At 67.6% G+C, this 20,373-nt stretch carries 14 protein-coding genes; 8 read left to right on the top strand and 6 right to left on the bottom strand.

The features are described from left to right. Window positions 1-3: 3 nt before the first annotated feature. A complete protein-coding gene (locus tag J2852_RS25870; RefSeq protein ID WP_209881254.1) occupies window positions 4-585 on the bottom strand; it encodes a YcbK family protein in 582 nt (193 codons plus the stop codon). Between the two features lie 199 nt (window positions 586-784). Between J2852_RS25870 and J2852_RS25865 the strand changes: the two genes are divergently transcribed. After that, window positions 785-1,519, top strand: coding sequence for a hypothetical protein (locus J2852_RS25865; protein WP_343206824.1), 735 nt, complete (start codon window positions 785-787; stop codon window positions 1,517-1,519). Between the two features lie 20 nt (window positions 1,520-1,539). Here the strand turns inward: J2852_RS25865 and J2852_RS25860 are convergent, their stop codons facing one another. Then, window positions 1,540-2,538, bottom strand: coding sequence for a lytic transglycosylase domain-containing protein (locus tag J2852_RS25860; RefSeq protein ID WP_209881253.1), 999 nt, complete (start codon window positions 2,536-2,538; stop codon window positions 1,540-1,542). Window positions 2,539-2,894: 356 nt separating this feature from the next. On the opposite strand from J2852_RS25860, the gene J2852_RS25855 reads away from it, so the two are divergent. The 3 genes from J2852_RS25855 to J2852_RS25845 are packed head-to-tail and all read left to right on the top strand — an operon-like array spanning window position 2,895 to window position 7,851. After that, window positions 2,895-3,557, top strand: coding sequence for a TetR/AcrR family transcriptional regulator (locus J2852_RS25855; RefSeq protein WP_209881251.1), 663 nt, complete (start codon window positions 2,895-2,897; stop codon window positions 3,555-3,557). Next, window positions 3,550-4,707 (top strand): efflux RND transporter periplasmic adaptor subunit, encoded by a 1,158-nt coding sequence (locus tag J2852_RS25850; RefSeq protein ID WP_209881249.1) that lies wholly within the window; start codon window positions 3,550-3,552, stop codon window positions 4,705-4,707. The genes J2852_RS25855 and J2852_RS25850 overlap by 8 nt, the downstream gene beginning before the upstream one ends. Window positions 4,708-4,716: 9 nt before the next feature. Next, window positions 4,717-7,851 carry an efflux RND transporter permease subunit gene (locus tag J2852_RS25845; RefSeq protein WP_209881247.1) on the top strand — a complete coding sequence of 1,045 codons (3,135 nt, stop codon included), beginning with the start codon at window positions 4,717-4,719 and terminating at the stop codon, window positions 7,849-7,851. Window positions 7,852-7,858: 7 nt separating this feature from the next. On the opposite strand, the gene J2852_RS25840 is transcribed toward J2852_RS25845, so the two are convergent. Continuing rightward, on the bottom strand, window positions 7,859-8,608 hold the full coding sequence (locus J2852_RS25840) for a sulfite exporter TauE/SafE family protein (RefSeq protein ID WP_209881245.1): 750 nt from the start codon (window positions 8,606-8,608) through the stop codon (window positions 7,859-7,861). Between the two features lie 99 nt (window positions 8,609-8,707). Between J2852_RS25840 and J2852_RS25835 the strand changes: the two genes are divergently transcribed. Then, window positions 8,708-9,619, top strand: coding sequence for a LysR family transcriptional regulator (locus J2852_RS25835; RefSeq protein WP_209881243.1), 912 nt, complete (start codon window positions 8,708-8,710; stop codon window positions 9,617-9,619). 12 nt (window positions 9,620-9,631) lie between these two features. On the opposite strand, the gene J2852_RS25830 is transcribed toward J2852_RS25835, so the two are convergent. Both J2852_RS25830 and J2852_RS25825 read right to left on the bottom strand, forming a co-directional pair. Beyond that, complete coding sequence (locus J2852_RS25830) at window positions 9,632-12,751, bottom strand: efflux RND transporter permease subunit (protein ID WP_209881241.1); 3,120 nt, start codon at window positions 12,749-12,751, stop codon at window positions 9,632-9,634. Further along, a complete protein-coding gene (locus J2852_RS25825; RefSeq protein ID WP_209881239.1) occupies window positions 12,748-13,944 on the bottom strand; it encodes an efflux RND transporter periplasmic adaptor subunit in 1,197 nt (398 codons plus the stop codon). The genes J2852_RS25830 and J2852_RS25825 overlap by 4 nt, the downstream gene beginning before the upstream one ends. Window positions 13,945-14,289: 345 nt before the next feature. On the opposite strand from J2852_RS25825, the gene J2852_RS25820 reads away from it, so the two are divergent. The 3 genes from J2852_RS25820 (at window position 14,290) to J2852_RS25810 (ending at window position 17,201) form a co-directional block, all read left to right on the top strand. Next, a complete protein-coding gene (locus tag J2852_RS25820) occupies window positions 14,290-15,288 on the top strand; it encodes a TRAP transporter substrate-binding protein (RefSeq protein WP_209881237.1) in 999 nt (332 codons plus the stop codon). A 98-nt stretch (window positions 15,289-15,386) separates the two neighbouring features. Continuing rightward, the gene (locus J2852_RS25815; protein WP_209881235.1) at window positions 15,387-15,896 is read left to right on the top strand and encodes a TRAP transporter small permease; all 510 of its coding nucleotides are present in this window, start codon (window positions 15,387-15,389) and stop codon (window positions 15,894-15,896) included. Between the two features lie 3 nt (window positions 15,897-15,899). Then, window positions 15,900-17,201, top strand: a complete 1,302-nt coding sequence (locus J2852_RS25810; protein ID WP_209881233.1) for a TRAP transporter large permease — start codon at window positions 15,900-15,902, stop codon at window positions 17,199-17,201. 49 nt (window positions 17,202-17,250) lie between these two features. Here the strand turns inward: J2852_RS25810 and J2852_RS25805 are convergent, their stop codons facing one another. Further along, window positions 17,251-20,373 (bottom strand): efflux RND transporter permease subunit, encoded by a 3,123-nt coding sequence (locus tag J2852_RS25805; protein ID WP_209881231.1) that lies wholly within the window; start codon window positions 20,371-20,373, stop codon window positions 17,251-17,253.

Raw genomic sequence — 20,373 nt, 5'->3', positions numbered from 1 at the left:
GGCTCAGCGCACCCAGACGCGGCGGGGGCCGCTGTCGATGTGGACGAAGTTCGAATCCGGGTAAAATCCGACGCCACCGAGGCCCAGGCCATTGGCGTAATGGGCAACGGACAGGGAGGACAGCTTGGGCAGACGAATGTCGGCCGCCATGGCGCGGATGTGAAAGCTGCGGTGCGCAACGCTCTCGCCCAGGGTCCGCCGCAGCATCTCGTTGGTCTGGCGAGAGCGGTAGCCGGACAGCACCTCAATGGGCACGGTGAAGCGTGCGGCCATTTGCACGCGCCACAGGATCTCCAGAAGGGACGCCGCGGTCTGCACCACCTCCCCCGTGCGCCAGTCGCGGAAGAAACGGTCAACGGACGCCAGACCGGCCGGGTCGTAGGCGCCGTCGCGCCAGAAGACGGTGTTCAGCCGCTCGCCCGTGTTGAGGTTGCGCATGACGAGACGACGCGGGATGGTCAGCCACTGCGGCACCTCCGCCTCCAGCGCCTGGGCGGGGCGCGCAAGACTGCTCAGCAGCGCCGTGGCGGCCAGCCCAGTCAGAACGCGGCGCCGCGTGGGCGTGCTGTCGTGGGAATCGTCCATGAAGTCGTCGATGGCGGGCCAGAGCGGCAATCCACAGCGACGTTACGCAAAATGTTACACAAGTCAAAGGCTTTCCATATTGACTTGTATTTGCCCCACCCGTAGACACTAGATGTCGTTAATCGCAAGGTTTTGCGGTGTGCCCATGGTTCGGCATACCGGGTCTTGTGAAGGTCCAGTGGTGGAGGCGAGGGTTTCGGTGCCCGAAGGCAGACAGGCCACCAACGTCCTGTTCGGCTATCTGGAAGGCGTCGATCGCAAGGACGCCGAAAGCTACGCGCGCGCCTTCGGCCGGCGCTGCCTGAAAACCTCGGAAACCTGCTGGTATTCGGTCGAGCCGCTGTGGAGCGGCTTCCTCTATGAAATCCACGAGGGCGGACCCGGCTTTTCCTTCCTACCGGCGCTCGCCAAGGAAATAGACGCCAATCCCGGCGGGGTCGCGCTGGTCCCGTCGGGGAGACGGGTGTTCGAACTGACCGTGCGCAACGGACGGCCGGTGGGCGCCCTGCTGTCGGAGACGCGCTCGCGCGAGGTGCAGACGCACATGGCGGTGGTGCAACCGGCCGGGCGGACGGACGGGCGCCCCTTCGGAATGGTCGTGCCGGCCTGGGTGCCGCAGGGTCATGTGCGCTTCCACGCCATTCTCGCCACCCGGCGGATGAAGCGACTGACGCCCGCCATACCGTTGCAGTTGGCGGCCAGCGCGGTGGCCTTCCTGGCCGGCTTCGCCGTGCTGCTGGGGGGGGGCATCACTTATTACTGGTCGCCGCACCGCGCCCCGCAGTCGCGCAACTTCGACATGGCCCGCCTGCCGCACCGGCAGTGGGAAAGCGTGATGGCGGCGGTGACCGCCAACACCTACGCCGCGAAGCTGGAGTTCAAGGACGGCAAATGGACCGTCGAAACCCTGGCCCAGCCGGCGCCGAAGCCGTAAGTCGTCTTCAGGCCGCCGCCTTACAGACCACCGTTTCCGGCGAGGGCCACGCAGACGCGGTCCTTGCCCTGGAGGCTGCCGCAGCCGCCGCTGTCCTGCGACACGAAGCGGATGATGACGCGCTCGCCATGATTGGCGACGTTGGCCGGCAGAACGGCCTCGGCCACCAGCGTTTCGACCGAGCGGGACGGCTCCTTGCCCGGCTTCGCGGCAGGGTTCTTCGTCGTTTTCCAGCGGTGATCGGCCGAGGCGACATACTGCGCGGAAGGCTTTGCCTCTCGGGTCCGGAGCGCAGGCGCCGATTCCAGTTTGGCGACGGCGACCGGCGCGGGTGCCGGCTCCGGACGGGATTCGGGTTTGGGCGTGTTGGTGGGCGCAGCGGAGGGCGCGTTGGCCGGGACGACCGCGACCTCGATGGCGGTGGCGCCGGAGGACTGCGACGGCTCGCGCGGGTCGGTGCCGCGCAGGACGGGGGTCAGCGCCGCGACGTACATCTTGGTTTCGCGCGGCAGTTTCTGCTTGCCGGCGAGGTGGGCGGCATAGCAGGCCGGGCCACAGTTGTAGGCGGCGAGGAAGCCCGGCGCACCAAACAGGTCGTACATCTCGCGCAGGTACGCGGTGCCGGCCATGATGTTGTCGCGCGGGTTGGACGGGTCGGGGCCGAAGCCGTATTGCTGACGCACCATCTCATAGGTGCCGGGCATCACCTGCATCAGGCCGATGGCGCCGGCGCGGCTGGTGATGGTCCGGCCGTTGACGGTGGCACGCCCGCCGCTTTCCCGCATCATGACGGCGCGGATCCACTTCTCCGGCATGTCGAACCGTTCCGACGCCTCGCGGATGTGCGGGACCCAGGGGGCCAGGGGATCGTTGGGGTCGATCGGGTTGATCGCCACCTGCGGAGCCGTATCGGGCGAGGTCGCCGTCTCCGGAGCATTCGAGGCGCAGCCCGCCACGCTGAGAGCAAGGAACAGGGCGGCACCGGCGGCGCGAGCCGTCGCGAAGTCTCGATAAGCCACGAGGGAGGGTCCGTGCTGGTGGCGCAGAGATCGAAAGTGTTACCACTTCTTTGCGATGTATAGGCGGTCGGTGTCAAGCAACAACGCGGCTGTATTGCCCTCGACCTACGTATGTCCGCATTACATCAGTATCCGAAATGGTTTTCCCGAAAATGCCGTTAGTTTGCTTTTTGCCGGATTTTGTCCGATCGCGCAACCCGGATTTGACGCGGATTCGGATGCACGGGAACATGCGATTCTCTGGTTTTGCTTGCGATCAAAACGTGCGCCGACGCGTGACGGGGCGCGGACCCAACCCCTTGACTTGGAAGGGGCGAGTGCATATTGAATGAACGTTCATTTAGCATTGTGACCGCATGCCCGACAGCACTCCTCTACCCGCCCCCCGCCGATCCCGCCGCAAGGAGGCCCGCCCCGCCGAGGTGATCGAGGCGGCGCGCGACCTGTTCATCGAGCGCGGCTTTGCCGCGACGAAGCTGGAAGACGTGGCGAGAAAGGCCGGCGTCAGCGTCGGCCTGCCCTACCTCTATTTCGAAAACAAGGAAGGGCTGTTCAAAGCGGTCGTGCGCGAATCGATCCTCCCCCAATTCCGCATGGGCGAGGAGATGCTGGAAAGCTTCACCGGCACCAGCGAGGAGTTCCTGCGCATCCTCGCCGAAAAATTCTGGGAGATGGAGCGGAGCCCCAGCGCCGGCCTTTCCAAGCTGGTGATCGCGGAGGCCGGCAACTTCCCGGACCTCGCCCGCTTCTACATGGAGGAGGTGGTGCTGCGCAGCCGGCGCTTCTTCGCCCGCATCCTCCAGCGCGGCATCGACCGGGGGGAATTCCGCCCCATGGACGTGGAGCAGATGGCCCGCGTCGTCGCCGCCCCGCTGACCATGCTGTCGCTGTGGAACCGCTCGTTGCGGGCGTTCGAACCCGATCCCGCGGACGCCGCCGCCGAACCGTATCTCGACGCTTACCTCGACCTCATCCTGAACGGCTTGAAGGCCGTGCCCAAGGACGCTTCCCATGACTGACATCACCGCCCCTTCCCGCAGCAACCTCCGCCGGTTCGTGCTGCCGGTACTGCTGGTCGCGGCGCTGGGCGCCGGCGGCGCCGTGTGGAAGACGCGAACGGCCGGAGATGCCGCCGCCGTCCCGGCGGTGCAGGCTCCCCTGCCCCCGTCGGAACGGCCGGTCGAGCTGGCGGCGGTCGAGGTGACGCGCGTGGTGCCCCGGCGGCTGACCGAGACGGTGCGCCTCAGCGGGTCGGTGGAGCCGCTGAACCAGTCCCTGGTGAAGTCCGAGGTCGCCGCAAGGCTGGTCGAGGTGCCGGTGCGCGAGGGCCAGGCCGTGCGCAAGGGCGAGGTGCTCGCCCGTTTCGACACGGCGGAGCTGACCGCCAAGCTGAACGAGAAGCTGAGCAACCTGGAAGGCGCCAAGGCGCAGCTGGTGCTGGCCGAAAAGACGCGCGCCAAGAACTTGGCGCTGCGCCAGAAGGACATCGTCGCCGAAACGAACCTGGATCAGGCGCAGAGCACCTTCCGCTTCCAGCAGGCCACCGTCGCCGCGCTGGAGGCGCAGGTGGAGCTGGCGCGCAAGGCATTGCGCGACGCGGTGGTGGTCAGCCCCATTGACGGCACCGTGGCCGAGCGCGTGATCAACCCTGGCGAAAATTTGGCGGTGAACACCAAGATGTTCTCCGTCGTGGATCTCAGCCGCGTGGAGGTCGAGGCGACCGTGCCGGCCGACGACGTGGCCCGGCTGAAGCCCGGCCAGTTCGTGCGTCTGCGCGTCGAGGGCTTCGGCGAGCGGGACTTCGAGGGGCGCATCGCCCGCATCAACCCCGTGGCGCGGGCCGGAACGCGCGCCATCCCGGTCTATGTCAGCCTGGACAACGCCGACGGGTCGTTGCGCGGCGGCATGTTCGCGGCCGGCGACGCGGTGGTAGCCGAGGCCGGGCACGCCTTCGCCCTGCCGCCCGCCGCGCTGCGCCACGACGACCAGGGCGACTTCGTTCTGGTGGTGGCCGGCGACCGGGTCGAGCGGCGCAAGGTGGAGAAGCGCGGGCTCTGGTCGCGCGGCGACCTCGTGCAGGTCGAAGGTCTTCAGGAGGGCGACGTCGTGGTGACCGCCCCCTTGCCGGGCCTCGCCGCCGGGCGCGCCGTGAAGGTCGTGGGGAGCTGAGGACCAGCCATGCCGATCACCCGCATCAGCGTCGACAACCCCGTCTTCGCCACCATGATGATGGTGGCGCTGATGGTGCTGGGCCTGTTCTCGTACCAGCGGCTGAACGTCGATCAGTTCCCCGACGTGGATTTTCCGCTGGTCGTCGTCTCCACCGAATATCCCGGCGCCAGCCCGGAATCGGTGGAGACCGACGTGACCCGGCCCATCGAGGACGCCGTCAACACCATCGCCGGCATCAAGACCCTGACCTCGCGGTCTTATGAAAGCCGGTCGGTGGTCATCGCCGAATTCGACCTGAAGACCGCTTCTCATCAGGCGTTGCAGGACGTGCGCGAGAAGGTGGCGGCCCTGCGTCCGGCCTTCCGGGACGAGGTGAAGGACCCGCAGATCACCCGCTTCAACCCGGACGACCAACCGATCCTGTCCATCGCGGTGAAGTCGGACATCCGCACGCTCCGCGATCTGACGACCATGACCGACCAGATCGTGCTGAAGCGTCTGCAGAACGTGCGCGGCGTCGGGCGGGCGACCATCGCGGGCGGCGTAAAGCGTCAGATCCAGGTGCGGCTGCGGCCGGAACGGCTGGAGGCGCTGGGCGTCGGCGTCGATCAGGTCATCAAGGCGATCAAGGACGAAAACCAGGACCTGCCCGCCGGCACCGTGTCGGGCAGCGGGTCGGAGCGGGTCGTCCAGGTGGACGGCCGTGTGGTCGATCCGCGCCAGCTTCTCGACCTCATCGTCACGCGGCGCGGCGGGGAGCCTGTGCGGCTGCGGCAGGTGGCCGAGGTGCTCGACGGGCAGGAGGAGCAGGAGTCGGTCGCGCTGTTCAACGGCCGGCCCGCGCTGGCCGTCGATGCGGTGAAGGTGCAGGGCGCCAACACGGTGGAGGTGGCGCGCGGCCTCTACAAGGCGCTGGACGAGCTGCGGCGCGACGGGTCGCTGCCGAGCGACGTGGTGCTGGACGTAGTGCGCGACACCTCGCGCGGCATCACCAACTCGCTGGACAACGTGCAGCGCACGCTGGTCGAGGGCGGCGTGCTGACCGTGCTGATCGTGATGGTCTTCCTGGGGTCGTGGCGCAGCACGGTCATCACGGCGCTGACGCTGCCGGTGGCGGTTCTGGGCACCTTCGGGGTGCTGGCAGCCTTCGGCTTCACGCTGAACGTCATGACCATGATGGCGCTGTCGCTGGCCATCGGCATCCTGATCGACGACGCCATCGTGGTGCGCGAGAACATCATGCGCCACCTCGGCAAGGGCCAGGGGCACCGACAGGCGGCGCTGGACGGCACCAAGGAGATCGGTCTGGCCGTGCTGGCGACGACGCTGACCATCGTCGCGGTGTTCCTGCCCGTCGCCTTCATGGGCGGCATCATCGGACGCTTCTTCCTGCAGTTCGGCATCACCGTGTCGGCGGCGGTGCTGATCTCCCTGTTCGTGTCCTTCACGCTGGACCCGATGCTGTCCAGCCTCTGGTACGACCCGGCGGCGCACGGACAGCACGGGCGGGGGTTCTTCGGCCGCTTCGCGCGGGGGTTCGAGCGCGGGTTCGAGGGCGTGGCGCGGCTCTACGGGCGGGTGCTCGGCTGGGCGCTGCGCTGGCGGTGGCTGGTGCTGGTGCTGGCGCTGGGCATCTTCGTCGGCAGCTTCTTCCTGGTGCCGCGGATCGGCGTGGAGTTCGTCCCCGCCGCCGACCTCGGCGAGACGATCGTCGAGGTGGAAACGCCGGTCGGCTCCTCCCTCGACTACACGCAGGCCAAGCTGCGGCTGGTGGAGGCGGCGGTCCGCGAGTTTCCGGAGGTCGCCTACACCTACACCACCGTCAACACGGGCGCGTCGGTCGGCAAGAACCGGGGCAGCGTCTACGTGCGCCTGAAGCCCATCGGGGAGCGCAAGCGATCCCCCAACGACCTCGCCCAGCCCCTCCGCGAGCGGCTGGCCGCAATCCCCGGCCTCACCATCGGCATCGGCATTCCCGGCGTGGGCGGCGTGCAGAAGCAGATTCAGGTGTCGGTGCAGGGCCGCGACATCGCGGAACTGGACCGAATCGCCCAGCAGGTCACCGCCGCCATGGGCCGCATCCCCGGCTTCGTGGACGTGGACAGCAGTCTGAAGGCGGCCAAGCCGACCCTGTCGGTGAGGCTGGACCGCGAGCTGGCGAGTGATCTGGGCGTCGGCACGGCGCAGGTGGCGAACACGTTGCGGCCGCTGTTCGCGGGCGACAAGATTTCCACCTGGAAGGCCCCGGACGGCGAGACCTACGACGTGTTGGTCCGCCTGCCGGAAGGCGACCGCGTGGGCCGCGCCGACCTCGACCGCATCTACCTGACGGGTTCGAACGACACGGCGACGGGGGCACCGCGCATGGTGCCGCTGTCGCAGGTCAGCCGCGTGGACACGACGCTGGGCGCCTCGCAGATCAACCGCCGCGACCTGTCGCGCGAGGTGAACGTCATGGCCAACGTCTCCGGCCGCCCGGCCGGCGACGCGGGCAAGGAGCTTCAGGCCGCCATCGCGGAGATCAAGCTGCCGCCCGGCTACCGCATCGTGTTCGGCGGCTCCACCAAGGACATCGCGGAGACGACGGGCTACGCGGCGCAGGCGCTGCTGCTGGCGGTGATCCTGATCTACCTGATCCTGGCCTCGCAGTTCGGCAGCTTCCTCCAGCCCGTCGCCATCATGGCGTCGCTGCCGCTGTCGCTGATCGGCGTGTTCCTCGGCCTGCTGGCCTGGGGATCGACGCTGAACATCTTCAGCGCCATCGGCTTCATCATGCTGATGGGTCTGGTGACAAAGAACGCCATCCTACTGGTGGACTTCGCCAATCAGGCACAGGCGCGCGGCGCGGACCTTCGGGACGCGGTTGTGGAGGCCGGCGTGATCCGGCTGCGGCCCATCGTCATGACCACCATGGCGATGATCTTCGGCATGATCCCGCTGGCGCTGGGCATCGGCGAGGGCGCGCAGCAGCGGGCGCCCATGGCGCACGCGGTGATCGGCGGGCTCATCAGCTCGACCGTGCTGACCCTGCTGGTAGTGCCGGTGATCCTGACCTATCTGGACGCGCTGTCGCGGCGGCTGAAGCGCTGGTTCGGGCGCAAGAACCCGGACGCCATGGCGCATGGCGCGGCGGCGGAGTAAGGACGCTTCAGAGCAACGACCGAAGGGCCAGGTGACCGCCCAGCACGAGCAGGCCCAGGAAGAAGCAGCGCCGGAACACCTCCGGCCGGACGCGCAGCCGGAGCCATTGGCCCAGCACCATGCCGCCCAGCGCCGGTGCCAACGCCAGCAGGGAGGCTCCGGCGAGCGCGCCCTCGAACACGCCGTGGTGGGCAAGCCCGGCGGCCAGCGCCAGCGTCGAGATGGTGAAGGAGAGGCCGAGCGCCTGCACCAGATCCTCCTTCTCCAGGCCAAGTGCCTGGAGATAGGGAACGGCGGGGATCACGAAGACGCCGGTCGCGGCGGTCACCAAGCCAGTCGCCACCCCGACCAGCGGTGACAGCCAGGACTCGGCGTGGTCCGGCACACGGAACCGCAGCGGGGACAGCCCCACGACCGCGTACACCATCAGGGCGACGCCGAGCGCCGTCACCGCGTCACCGGACATGCTCGTGGCGAGAAAGCCGGCCCCCGCCCAGGTTCCCAGGCCAATGGCCGCCATCATCGGCCACAGGCGGTCCAGCAGTTGCCCGAACCGGGGACCTGCGGCCAGTTGCCAGACGTTCGTCACAAGCGAAGGCACGATCAGGAGAGAGGCCGCCTCGGCCGGCGCCAGGACGAGGCCCAGAAGCCCCATGGCGACCGTCGGCAGGCCCAGCCCGATCATGCCCTTGACGAAGCCGGCCAGGAGAAAGGCAAGGGCTACAACGGCCAGAAGGGAGGGAGGTGTGTCGATCATGGGGAAGACTTGATCGCACCCCCGGCAACGGGACAATGTGGATGTTCCTGAGCCTGCCTTCGGCTGAAGCGAAGGCTCATTCATCGCCGTGGAGCGGCCATGCGCTTCGACCTCACCGACCTGCGCCTGTTCCTGCACGTGATCGAGGCCGCCAGCATCACGCATGGGGCGGAGCGGGCGCACATGGCCCTGGCCTCCGCCAGCGCGCGCATCCGCGGGATGGAAGAGACGCTGGGCGTGCCGCTGCTGGAGCGCGGACGCCGAGGGGTGCGGCCGACACCGGCCGGTCAAGCCTTGGCCCATCACGCCCGCATCATCCTGCAACAACTCGAACGCATGCGGGGGGAACTCGGCGAGTACGCGCGCGGCCTGAAGGGGCATGTGCGCCTGCTGTCCAACACATCCGCGCTGACCCAATTCCTACCGGAGGCGCTGGCCGGCTTCCTCGGCGCCCATCCCAACATCGACGTCGATCTGGAGGAGAAACCCAGCCACGAGATCGTGCGGGCGGTGGCCGAGGGGCTTGCCGACATCGGCATCGTGACCGATTCGGCCGATCTGGCCGGCCTGGAAACCTTTCCCTTCCGGGTCGATCGGCTGGTGCTGGTGGTGCCGCGCGGGCATGAACTGGCGACACACCGCCAGATCGCCTTCCGCGAGGTGGTCGGGTACGAGTTCGTGGGATTGAGTGCGGGCAGCGCGCTTCAGGAACACCTCAACCAGCACGCCATCCGCGCCGGGCATCCCCTGAAGCTCCGAGTGCGGGTGCGCGGCTTCGAGGCGCTTTGCCGGATGGTGGAGCATGGCGTCGGCCTCGGCGTGGTGCCCGAGACGGCGGTGCGGCAGAACGGGCGCTCCTCCGCGATCCGGGCCGCGATCCGGGCGGTGCGTCTGACGGATCCCTGGACCTTGCGGAAACTGACCATCTGCGTGCGCCGGTTCGACGCGCTGCCGCTCCACGCCCGGCAGCTGATCGAGCACCTGAAGGATCAGGGCGGCAAAGCGCCCTGACCTTCGGTGCGATCACTCCCCGCCCGGCACCGGCTGGGCATCGTGGGCGGCGTCCGTGCGGCCCTTCCACAGCCGCGCGGCGAAGCGGCCGGCGTCCTCCATGTAGAGGTACAGCACCGGCGTGATGTAGAGCGTCAGAAGCTGCGACACGCACAGGCCGCCGACCACCGCGAGGCCGAGGGGCTGGCGCAGCTCGGCGGCGGCGCCGTGGGCGACGGCGATGGGCAGCGTGCCCATGATCGCCGCCATGGTCGTCATCATGATCGGGCGGAAGCGCAGCAGGCAGGCCTGCTCGATCGCCTCGCGCGGCGGCATACCTTGGTTGCGCTGGGCGTCGATGGCGAAGTCGATCATCATGATCGCGTTCTTCTTCACGATGCCGATCAGCATCAGGATGCCGATGATCGCGATGACGCTGAGTTCCTGCCCGAACAGCATCAGCGTCGCCAGCGCCCCGATGGCCGCCGACGGCAGGCCCGACAGGATGGTCAGCGGGTGGATGAAGCTTTCGTACAGCACGCCCAGCACGATGTAGATGACCAGCACGGCGGCGAACAGCAGCAGGCCCTGGCTCTCCTGCGCGTCCTGGAACACCTGGGCGGTGCCGGCGAAGCCCGTCGTGATGGTGGCGGGAAGGACCATCTCCTGCTCGATCCGGCGGATGGCGGACACCGCATCGCCCAGCGACGCGCCGGGGGCGACGTTGAAGGACAGGGTGACGGCCGGCAGCTGGCCCTGGTGGTTGACCGTCAGCGGCCCGGCCGTGCGCCTCACACTGGCGAAGGCGTCGAGCGGGACCAGCTTGCCCGTGCTGGAACGCACGTAAACGCGGGACAGGGCGCTGTCGTCCTGCTGGTACTTCGGCGCCAGCTCGATCAGCACCTGATAGTCGTTGCTGGGCGTGTAGATGGTCGAGACCTGACGCTGGCCGAAGGCACTGTAGAGGGTCGAGCGCACCTGATCGACACCGATGCCCAGCGTCGCCGCCTTCTCGCGGTCAATGTGGACGTAGGCCTGCGGGCTGTTCAGCTGAAGGTCGCTGGTCACGTCCTGAAGGATCGGCACGTCGTGCAGGGCGCGCTCCAGCCGGCCGGCCCACTGGTACAGCTCCTCCAGGTTCAGTCCCTGGATGGTGTATTGATAGAGGCTCTTGGACGAGCGGCCGCCGATGCGCAGGTTCTGCACCGGCTGCATGAAGACCTGCATGCCGGGCACGCCGCCCAGCTGGCGGCGAAGCTGCTGGATCACCTCGGTCGCCGGGGGACGCTCGGCACGGGGCTTCAGCACGACGAACATGCGCCCGCCGTTCACCGTGGCGCCGCCCGCCCCGACCGAGGAAGTGACGTCGGCCACCGCCGGGTGGGCCTTGATGATGGCGGCCACCTGCTGCTGGCGCTCGGCCATGGCGGGGAAGGAAATGTCGGGCGCCGCTTCGGTGGACACCTGGATCTGGCCGATGTCCTCCGTCGGGAAGAAGCCCTTGGGAATCGCCTGGAACAGAAGGACCGAGCCGACCACCGTGCCGACCATGACGAGGCCCATGATCGGCTTGTGCTTCAGCGACCAGCGCAGCGTGACCGCATAGCCCTTCAGCAGGCCGTTGAACCCGCCCTCCAGGATGCGGCCGAACAGGCCCTCCTGCTCCCCGTGCTTCTCGCGGGACAGGAAGCGGGAGCACAGCATCGGCGTCAGGGTCAGCGACACGAAGGCCGAGGCCGCGATGGCCATGGTCACGACCACGGCGAATTCGTGGAACACGCGGCCGACCACGCCGCCCATCAGCAGGATGGGGATGAAGACCGCCACCAGCGACAGGGTGATGGAGATGATGGTGAAGCCGATCTCGCGCGAACCCTTGATGGCCGCCTCGAACGGCCGCATGCCCTCTTCGACGTAGCGGACGATGTTCTCCATCATCACGATGGCGTCGTCCACGACGAGGCCCACCGCCAGCGTCAGCGCCATCAGCGAGATGTTGTCGATGGAAAAGCCGAACAGATGCATGCCGCCAGCCGTCGCGATCAGCGAGATCGGCACGGCCAGCGCCGGGATCAGGGTGGCCGACAGGCGGCGCAGGAACAGGAAGATGACCAAGACCACCAGCGCGATGGTCAGGCCCAGCGTGAACTGCACGTCCTCCACGGCCTCGCGGATCGAGGTGGAGCGGTCGTTCATCACGTTGACGGTGGCGCTGGGCGGCAGTTGGGCGCGGAAGGTCGGGATCTGCGCCTTCACCCGGTCCACCACGTCGACGGTGTTGGCGTCGGGCTGGCGCTGAACGGCCAGCACGATGGCGCGGGTGCCGTTGTACCAGCTGGCGGTGCGGATGTTCTCCACGCTGTCCAGCACGGTCGCCACGTCGCCCAGCCGCACCGGCGCGCCGTTGCGGTAGGCGACGATCAGGTCGCGGAAGGCGGCGGCGTCGGGAAGCTGCGGGTTGGCGGCGAGGATCAATTGCTGGCGCGCGCCGGACAGCGTGCCGACCGGCGTGTTGGCGTTGGCGGCGGCCAGCGCCTTTTGCAGTTCGTCGATGCCGATGCCGCGCACGGCCAGCGCGTTGGGATCGACCTGGACCCGCACCGCGTATTTTTGGGAGCCGTAGACCAGCACCTGCGCCACACCCGGCAGGGTCGCGATCTTCGGCTGCACCACCGTTTCGGCGAAGTCGTTCAGCTGCGACAGCGGCAGCGTCGGCGAGCTGAGCGCCAGGAGAAGGATCGGCTGGTCGGCCGGGTTGACCTTGCGGTAGCTGGGCGGGTTGGTCATCTCCGTCGGCATGCGGCGCTGGACGCGCGCGATGGCCGCCTGTACGTCGGCGGCGGCGGCGTCGATGTCCCGCTCCAGCACGAACTGGATGGCGATGGAGGTCGAACCGAGATTGGACGACGAGGTGATCGTGTCGATGCCGGCGATGGTGGAGAATTCGCGCTCCAGCGGGCTCGCCACCGAGGCGGCCATGGTCTCCGGGCTGGCGCCGGGCAGATTGGCGGAGACGTTGATGACCGGGAAGTCCACGCGCGGCAGCGCCGCGACGGGAAGCTGCCGGTAGGCCGCGAGACCGCCCAGGACCATCGCCGCCGTCAGCAGGATGGTCATCACCGGGCGGCGGATGCACAGTTCGGACAGGTTCATGACGCGCCTCCGGTGACCGGGGCGGGGCCGCCCTCGCTCCTCTTGCGGCCCTCGCCGGGCTTCTCGCCGCCGCGGTCGGCGACCTTGGCGCCGGGGTAGAGGCGCGACTGGCCGTCCACCACCACGCGCTCGCCCGCCGACAGTCCGCTCGCGATGACGGCGAGGCCGTCCTGGGTCCGGCCCACGGTGACCGGACGGACCTCCACCGTGTCGTCGGGCTTGACGACGTAGACGAAGCGGCCCTGCTGCCCGGTCTGCACGGAGTCATCGGGCAGAGTGAGCGCCTGCGGATCGACGCCCAGCGTCAGGACCACGTCCACGAACTGGCCCGGCCACAGGCGGGTGTCGGCGTTGGGGAACTGGCCCTTGACCAGAATGGTGCCGGACAGCTGGTCCACCTGACTGTCCACGAAGCTGAGAACGCCTTCGGCCGGCGGACGGCTGTCGCCGGGGATGCCGGCGCTGACCGGCAGCTTGCCCGTCTCCATCGCCTTGCGGATGGTCGGCAGGTGGCGTTCCGGCACGTTGAAGGCGACGGTGATGGGGCGAAGCTGAGTCAGCGTCACCAGCGGGTTGGCGTCGGCCGCGCGGACCATGGCGCCCGGCCGCGCGTTGACCGCGCCGGTGCGGCCGTCCATCGGCGCGACGATGTGGGTGAAGCTGAGCGCCACCTTGGCCGCCTCGATGGCGGCATTGTCGGCCTTGACGGTGCCCTCCAGCGCCTCGGCGGCGGCGACAGCGGCGTCATACTGCTGACGGGCGACGGTGTTGGAGCGCACCAGTTCCGAATAGCGCTTCACGTCGCCGCGTGCCTTTTCCAAGTTCGCCTTGTCGCGTTCGAGGTTGGCCTGGGCCTGACGGAGCTGAGCCTCCAGGGCGCGCGAGTCGAGGGTGAACAGCGGATCGCCGGCCTTGACCTCCTGCCCCTCGGTGAAATGGACGGCTTCCACCACCGACTCCACGCGCGCCTTGATGGCGATGGCGGCGAGCGGCTGGACCGTTCCGATGGTGCCGATTCGCTCCGGCATCGGACGGGCTTCCACCGGCCTGATGACGACCGGCACGGCGCGGGGACCGGCGGCCGGAGCCGCGGCCTTGGATTCGCCGGTGCCGCCGGCCCTCTGCGTGTACCAGTACCCGCCGGCACCCAGCACAACCAACAGCAGCGCCAGCAGAAGAATGCGTCTCGTCACGTGGAACTCCCGGCTCGCTGGCCCGGCATCCTGGCCAGTGCATTGAGGGCGCCGGCCCTTGTCATGGTGTCAGCTGTCTTGATGTCAGCGTCGACGGAAACCGCGTCACCGGCGAGAACGGTTTCTAGGATTCCCTTCCGATCAGTAGCCATTATGGCAGGTCGCGCTTTGCACGTTAATGTCCACGGAGGGGGATTTTCGTAACAGATTGTAACAGCATTGTCGGAAGCCAATACCCCCGCATGCATGGGCCCTTGCAGACGGCGCAGGATGGCGGGAAGATCGTTGAAAATCCGTTGTCCGGCATGAGCCTGGCCGGGCATCAAAACAGGGAGAGTTCACACGATGACCGCGATCAGCCTGCGTTCCCGCCTAGCCTCGTCCCTTTGGGCCGCAGCCTTCGGCGTCGGCCTTGCCGCTACCCCGGTGGCCGCCGTCGCCGAGACCTGGGACATGCCGACGCCCTACCCCGACACCAACCTGCACACCATCACGGTGCGCCAGTTCGCCGAGGACGTGAAGACGGCCACCGGCGGCAAGATCCAGATCACCGTGCATTCCAACGGCTCGCTGGTGAAGCACCCGGAGATCAAGCGCGCCGTCCAGTCCGGCCAGGCGCAGCTGGGCGAGGTGCTGATCAGCAGCTGGGCCAACGAGGATCCGCTCTACGGCCTCGATTCCGTGCCGTTCCTTGCGACCGACTTCGCCTCGTCGAAGAAGCTGTACGAGGTGTCGAAGCCCTATCTGGAAAAGAAGCTGGAGCGGCAGCGGCTGAAGCTCCTCTACTCGATTCCGTGGCCGCCGCAGGGCCTGTACGTCAAGCAGGAGATCGGCTCGGTCGATGACCTGAAGGGGCAGAAGTTCCGCGCCTACAACCCGGCCACCACCCGCATCGCCGAACTGGCCGGCGCCGTGCCGACCAAGATCGAGGCGGCCGAGGTGGCGCAGGCGTTCGGCACCGGCATCGTGACGGCAATGATCACCTCGGCCGCCACCGGCGTGGACTCCAAGGCCTGGGACTTCGTGAAGGTCTATTACGACACCCAGGCCTGGCTGCCGCGCAACATGGTGTTCGTCAGCACCGAGGTCTGGAAGGGTCTGGACGCCGGCACCCAGAAGGCGATCACCGAGGCGGCGGCCAAGGCCGAGGCGACCGGCTGGGCCGAGTGGGAGAAGAAGACGGCGGAGCTGAACAAGACCCTGGTCGACAACGGCATGAAGGTTTTGCCGCCGTCGGACAAGCTGAAGCAGGGCTTCGCCGCCATCGGCAAGACCATGACCGACGAATGGACGAAGGCCGCCGGCGCGGACGGCGAGGCGATCATCGCGGCGTTCAAGAAGTAGGATTGCTCTTGTTCCCTCCCCCGCCCTTCCCCACGAGAGCGGGGGAGGGTTGGGGGATTGCATCCTTTATTTCCCCCTATTCCAGAGGTGGTCGCGTCATGCGTGCCGCATTGACCGTTCTTTACCGTGCCGCCGAGTTTTTGGGCGCGGTGTTCCTGGTTCTCATCGGCGTCCTGATCGTGTCCCAGGTGTTCGCGCGCATGATCGGGCGGATGGTGCCCGGAGCCGACGAACTGGCCGGCTACTGCATGGCTGCGTCGTTCTTTCTGATGCTGGGACCGGCGCTGCGCCGGGGCGCGCACATCCGCGTCGGCGTGTTGATCGAGCGCCTGCGCGGCGGCGCCCGAAAAGGCATGGAGCTGGCCTGTCTGCTGTTCGCCACGGCGCTCAGCGGCTATTTCGCGTGGTTCTGGCTGCGCATGACCTACGATTCCTACGACTTCGGCGATCTGGGCCAGGGCGTGCTGCCGATCCCGCTGTGGATCCCGCAAGCCGCCATGGCGGTCGGTCTCGTCATCCTGGTCGTGGCTCTGCTGGACGATCTGCTGGCCGTGCTGATGGGCCGGCCGGCGTCCTACGAGAGCGCCGGCATGCAGAGCGAGGGCTGAGCCATGGACCAGACAACCGCGTCCATCGTCCTGGTCCTGGCGATGTTCGTCATGCTGGGGGCTGGCGTCTGGGTGGCGCTGGCGCTGGCCGGCGTCGGCTTCGTCGCCATGGCGCTGTTCACCACGCGCCCCATCGGCCTCGTGATGGCGACCAATGTGTGGGGGGCCAGCACCTCTTGGACGCTGACCGCCCTGCCCTTGTTCATCTGGATGGGCGAGATCCTGTTCCGGACGCGCATATCGTCGGACATGTTCAAGGGGCTGGCCCCCTGGATGGGCTGGCTGCCCGGCCGGCTGATGCACGTCAACATCGTCGGATGCTCGATCTTCGCGGCGGTGTCCGGCTCCTCGGCGGCGACGGCGGCGACCATCGGGCGCATGACCATCCCGGAACTGACCCGGCGCGGCTACGACCCGATGATGATCGTCGGATCGTTGGCCGGGGCCGGCACGCTGGGCCTGCTGATTCCGCCGTCGATCATCATGATCGTCTACGGCGTCGCGGCCGACGTGTCCATCGCGCGGCTGTTCATCGCGGGCGTTATTCCGGGCATCCTGCTGACCGCGCTGTTCATGGCCTATGTCGCGGGCTGGTCGGTGCTGAATCCCGACCGGGTGCCGCCCCCCGAACCCAAGCAGAGCCTCAAGGAAAAGATCCGGGAAACCGGCGCGCTGATCCCCGTGATGCTGCTGATCGTCGCGGTTCTGGGGTCGATCTATGTGGGCATCGCCACGCCGACGGAGGCCGCAGGCGTCGGCGTCCTGGGCTCGCTGGTCTTGGCGGCGGCGACCGGCACGCTGACCTGGGCCACCTTCCGCGACAGCGTGCTGGGGGCCGCGCACACCTCCTGCATGATCGGTTTCATCCTGGCGGGGGCGGCCTTCCTGACCGTCGCCATGGGCTACACCGGCATTCCGCGCCTTCTGGCGGAGTGGATTTCCGCCATGCAACTGTCCACGGCGGCGTTGTTGATCGCGCTGACCATCTTCTTCATCATCATGGGCTGTTTTCTGGACGGCATCTCCATGGTGGTGCTGACGACCTCCGTCATCCTGCCGATGGTGCAGAAGGCCGGGATCGACCTGCTGTGGTTCGGCATCTACATCATCATCGTGGTGGAGATGGCGCAGATCACGCCGCCGGTGGGGTTCAACCTGTTCGTCCTGCAGTCCATGACCGGCCGGAACATCTTCACCATCGGCAAGGCGAGCCTGCCCTTCTTCGCGGTGATGATCCTGATGGTGGCGATCCTATGGATCTTCCCCGGCATCGTCACGTGGCTGCCGTCGAAGATGATCGGGTAAGAACACTCCCAAGGTCCCTCTCCCCTGAAGGGGAGAGGGACTGCGGATATCATTCTGCCGGGTGCGGGGCGGCGCCGTGGGGCGGGTGGGCGATGCCCTCTTCGCTCGGGAAGGGCTTCTTCTTGGCGATGTAGCTGTACACGGTGGGGACCACGAACAGCGTCAGGAAGGTGCCCAGCAGCATGCCGCCGACGATCACCGCGCCGATGGCCTGACGGCTTTCGGCGCCCGCACCATGGGCGTTGGCGAGCGGAACCGCACCCAGCACCATGGCGCCCGTCGTCATCAGGATCGGGCGGAGGCGCAGAACGGTCGCGTCCTCCACCGCCTTGCGGATGTCCACCCCTTCGCGCTGGAGCTGGTTGGCGAACTCCACGATCAGGATGCCGTGCTTCGTGATGAGGCCGACGAGCGTGACGAGGCCGATCTGGCTGTACACGTTCATCGTGGCGCCGGTGAGGTGAAGGGCGGCCAGCGCGCCGGTCATCGACAGCGGCACCGTCAGCAGGATCACGAACGGGTCGATAAAGCTCTCGAACTGCGCGGCCAGCACCAGATAGATGAAGGCCAGCGCCAGCACAAAGACGAAGTAGAGGCCCGTCGCCGACTCCCGGAATTCGCGGCTCTGGCCGGCGTAGTCGGTCTGGGCGGTCGGCGGCAACACGCGATCCGCCGCAGCCTGGAGGTAGCCCAGCGCCTCGCCCAGCGAGGTGCCCGGCGCCAGCGTGGCGGTGATGGTGACCGAACGCAGCTTGTTGAAGTGGTTCAGTTCCTTCGGCGCCACGCGCTCCTCGATGTGGACGAGGTTGGCGAGCGAGATCATGGCCCCGGTGGACGTGCCGATGCCCGTCGCCGCCGCAGCCGTTGGCGTGCCGCGCACGTAAATGGAGGCGATGTCGTCCGGGTTGCGGCGGTCCACGTCGGCGACCTGCACCACCACATCGTACTGCTTGCCTTCCTTCTTGAAGCGGGTGACCTGACGGCCGCCAAGCAGGGTTTCCAGCGTGCGGCCCACCGTCTCCACATCCACGCCCAGATCGGCCGCCTTGTCGCGGTCGATGGTGATGCGCAATTCCGGCTTGTTCAGCTTCAGGTCGGTGTCGACGTTGGTCAGGCCGGGGAACTTGCGCGCCTCGGCCATCAGGGCGTCCACCATCTTCTGAAGCTCGTTGTAGGGCAGCGAGCTTTGGATGACGAAGTTGACCGGCTTGTCCACCGGGCTCTGTCCCAGCGACGGCGGGTTGGTGACGAAGGCCAGGATGCCGGGGATGCCGAACATCTTCGGGAACAGTTGGGCGGTGATCGCCTGCTGCTTCACGTCGCGCTGGTCCCAATCGACGAGGCGCACGAAGCTGATGCCCTGGTTGACCACCGGGAAGCCGACGACCACGAAGAACTTTTCCAGGACGGGGATGTCGCGGAACAGCGCCTCCATGCGCTTGGCGTAGCTTTCCGTGTAGTCGAGGGTCGAGCCTTCCGGCGCGATGGCGATGCCGACGATGGTGCCGCGATCCTCGACCGGCGCCAGCTCGGACTTCAGCCCCGTGAACAGCGTGTAGCTGAGCCCGGCGACGGCGATGCCGACCAGGATGACCAGCGGGCGGACGCGCAGCGACAGGCGCAGCACCGACCGGTAGCCGTTGGTCATGCCGTTCAGGAAGCCTTCGATGAGGTTGTAGACGACGTTGTGCTTCGTCTGATGCTTCAGCAGCTTGGAGCACATCATCGGCGATAGCGTCAGCGCGACGAAGCCCGACACGATCACGGCGCCCGCCAGCGTCAGTGCGAATTCCGAGAACAGGCGGCCGGTTCGGCCGGTCATGAAGCCGATGGGGGCGTACACGGCGGCCAGCGTGATGGTCATCGCGATGACCGCGAAGCCGATCTCGCGCGAGCCCTGCAAGGCCGCCTGGAAGGGCGGCATGCCCTCCTCGATGTGGCGGTAGATGTTCTCCAGCATCACGATGGCGTCGTCCACGACGAGGCCGATGGCCAGCACCATGGACAGCAGAGTCAGCGTGTTGATCGAGAAGCCGAAGGCGTACATCAGCGCGAAGGCGCCAACCAGCGACACGGGAATGGTGACCAGCGGCACCAGCGTGGCGCGCAAGGAACGCAGGAAGAAGAAGATGACGAGCACGACCAGAACGATGGCTTCAAAGATCGTGCTGAACACCGCGTCGATGGACTTCGCGATGAAGACGGAGCTGTCGTAGCCCACGTCCACCGCCATGCCCTCCGGCAGGGCGGCGCGGATGGCCGGGAAGGCGCCGGTGACCGCCTTCGACACGTCGAGCGGGTTGGCGGTGGATTGCTTCACCACGCCGATGGCGACGGCGGGGCGGCCGTTGAAGCGGGCGCTGACGCGCTCGTCACGGGCGCCCAGCTCGGCGCGGCCGACGTCCTTGAGGCGGACGAGATAGCCGCCGTCGTCGCGCAGGATGATGCGCTCGAACTCCTCCGGCGTGCGGAGATCGGTTTCGGAGACAACGGTGAACTCGCGCGCTTTGCTTTCCACGCGGCCGGCGGGGATTTCGACGTTCTGCTTGCGCAGCGCGTTCTCGACGTCCTGCGGGGTGACGCGGTAGGCGGCCATGCGCTGCGGGTCGAGCCACAGGCGCATGGCGAAGCGCCGCTCACCGAAGATGCGCACCTGGGCCACGCCGGGCAGGTTTTGCAGGCGGTCCTTCACGTAGCGGTCGGCGAAGTCCGTCACGTCCAGCGACGAATGCCGGTCCGAGGAAAAGGCCAGATAGATGATCGGCTGGGCGTCGGCCTCGACCTTCGCGATGACCGGCTCGTCGATCTCGTTGGGCAGCTGGGCGCGCACGCGGCCGACGCGGTCGCGCACGTCGCTGGCAGCCACGTCCACGTTGCGGTCCAGGCGGAAGCGCAGCGTGATCTGGCTCTTCTCCGCGCGGCTGATGGAGGACATCACGTCGATGCCCTCGATGCCGGCAAGCGAGTCTTCCAGGATCTGGGTGACCTGGCTTTCGATGATTTCGGCCGACGCGCCCTTGTAGGTGGTCTCGACCGTGACGACGGGCTCGTCGATCTTTGGATATTCGCGCACCGACAGGCGCTGGTACGAGACCACGCCGATCAGCATGAGCGCGAGGCTCATCACCGTCGCCAGAACCGGCCGGCGAATCGAGATGTCGGAGAGGACCAT

The sequence above is a fragment of the Azospirillum soli genome (assembly GCF_017876165.1).
Taxonomy (GTDB): Bacteria; Pseudomonadota; Alphaproteobacteria; order Azospirillales; family Azospirillaceae; genus Azospirillum; species Azospirillum soli.
Note: the sequence above shows the minus strand (reverse complement) of the source record. Positions and strands in the feature narration are given on the sequence as shown.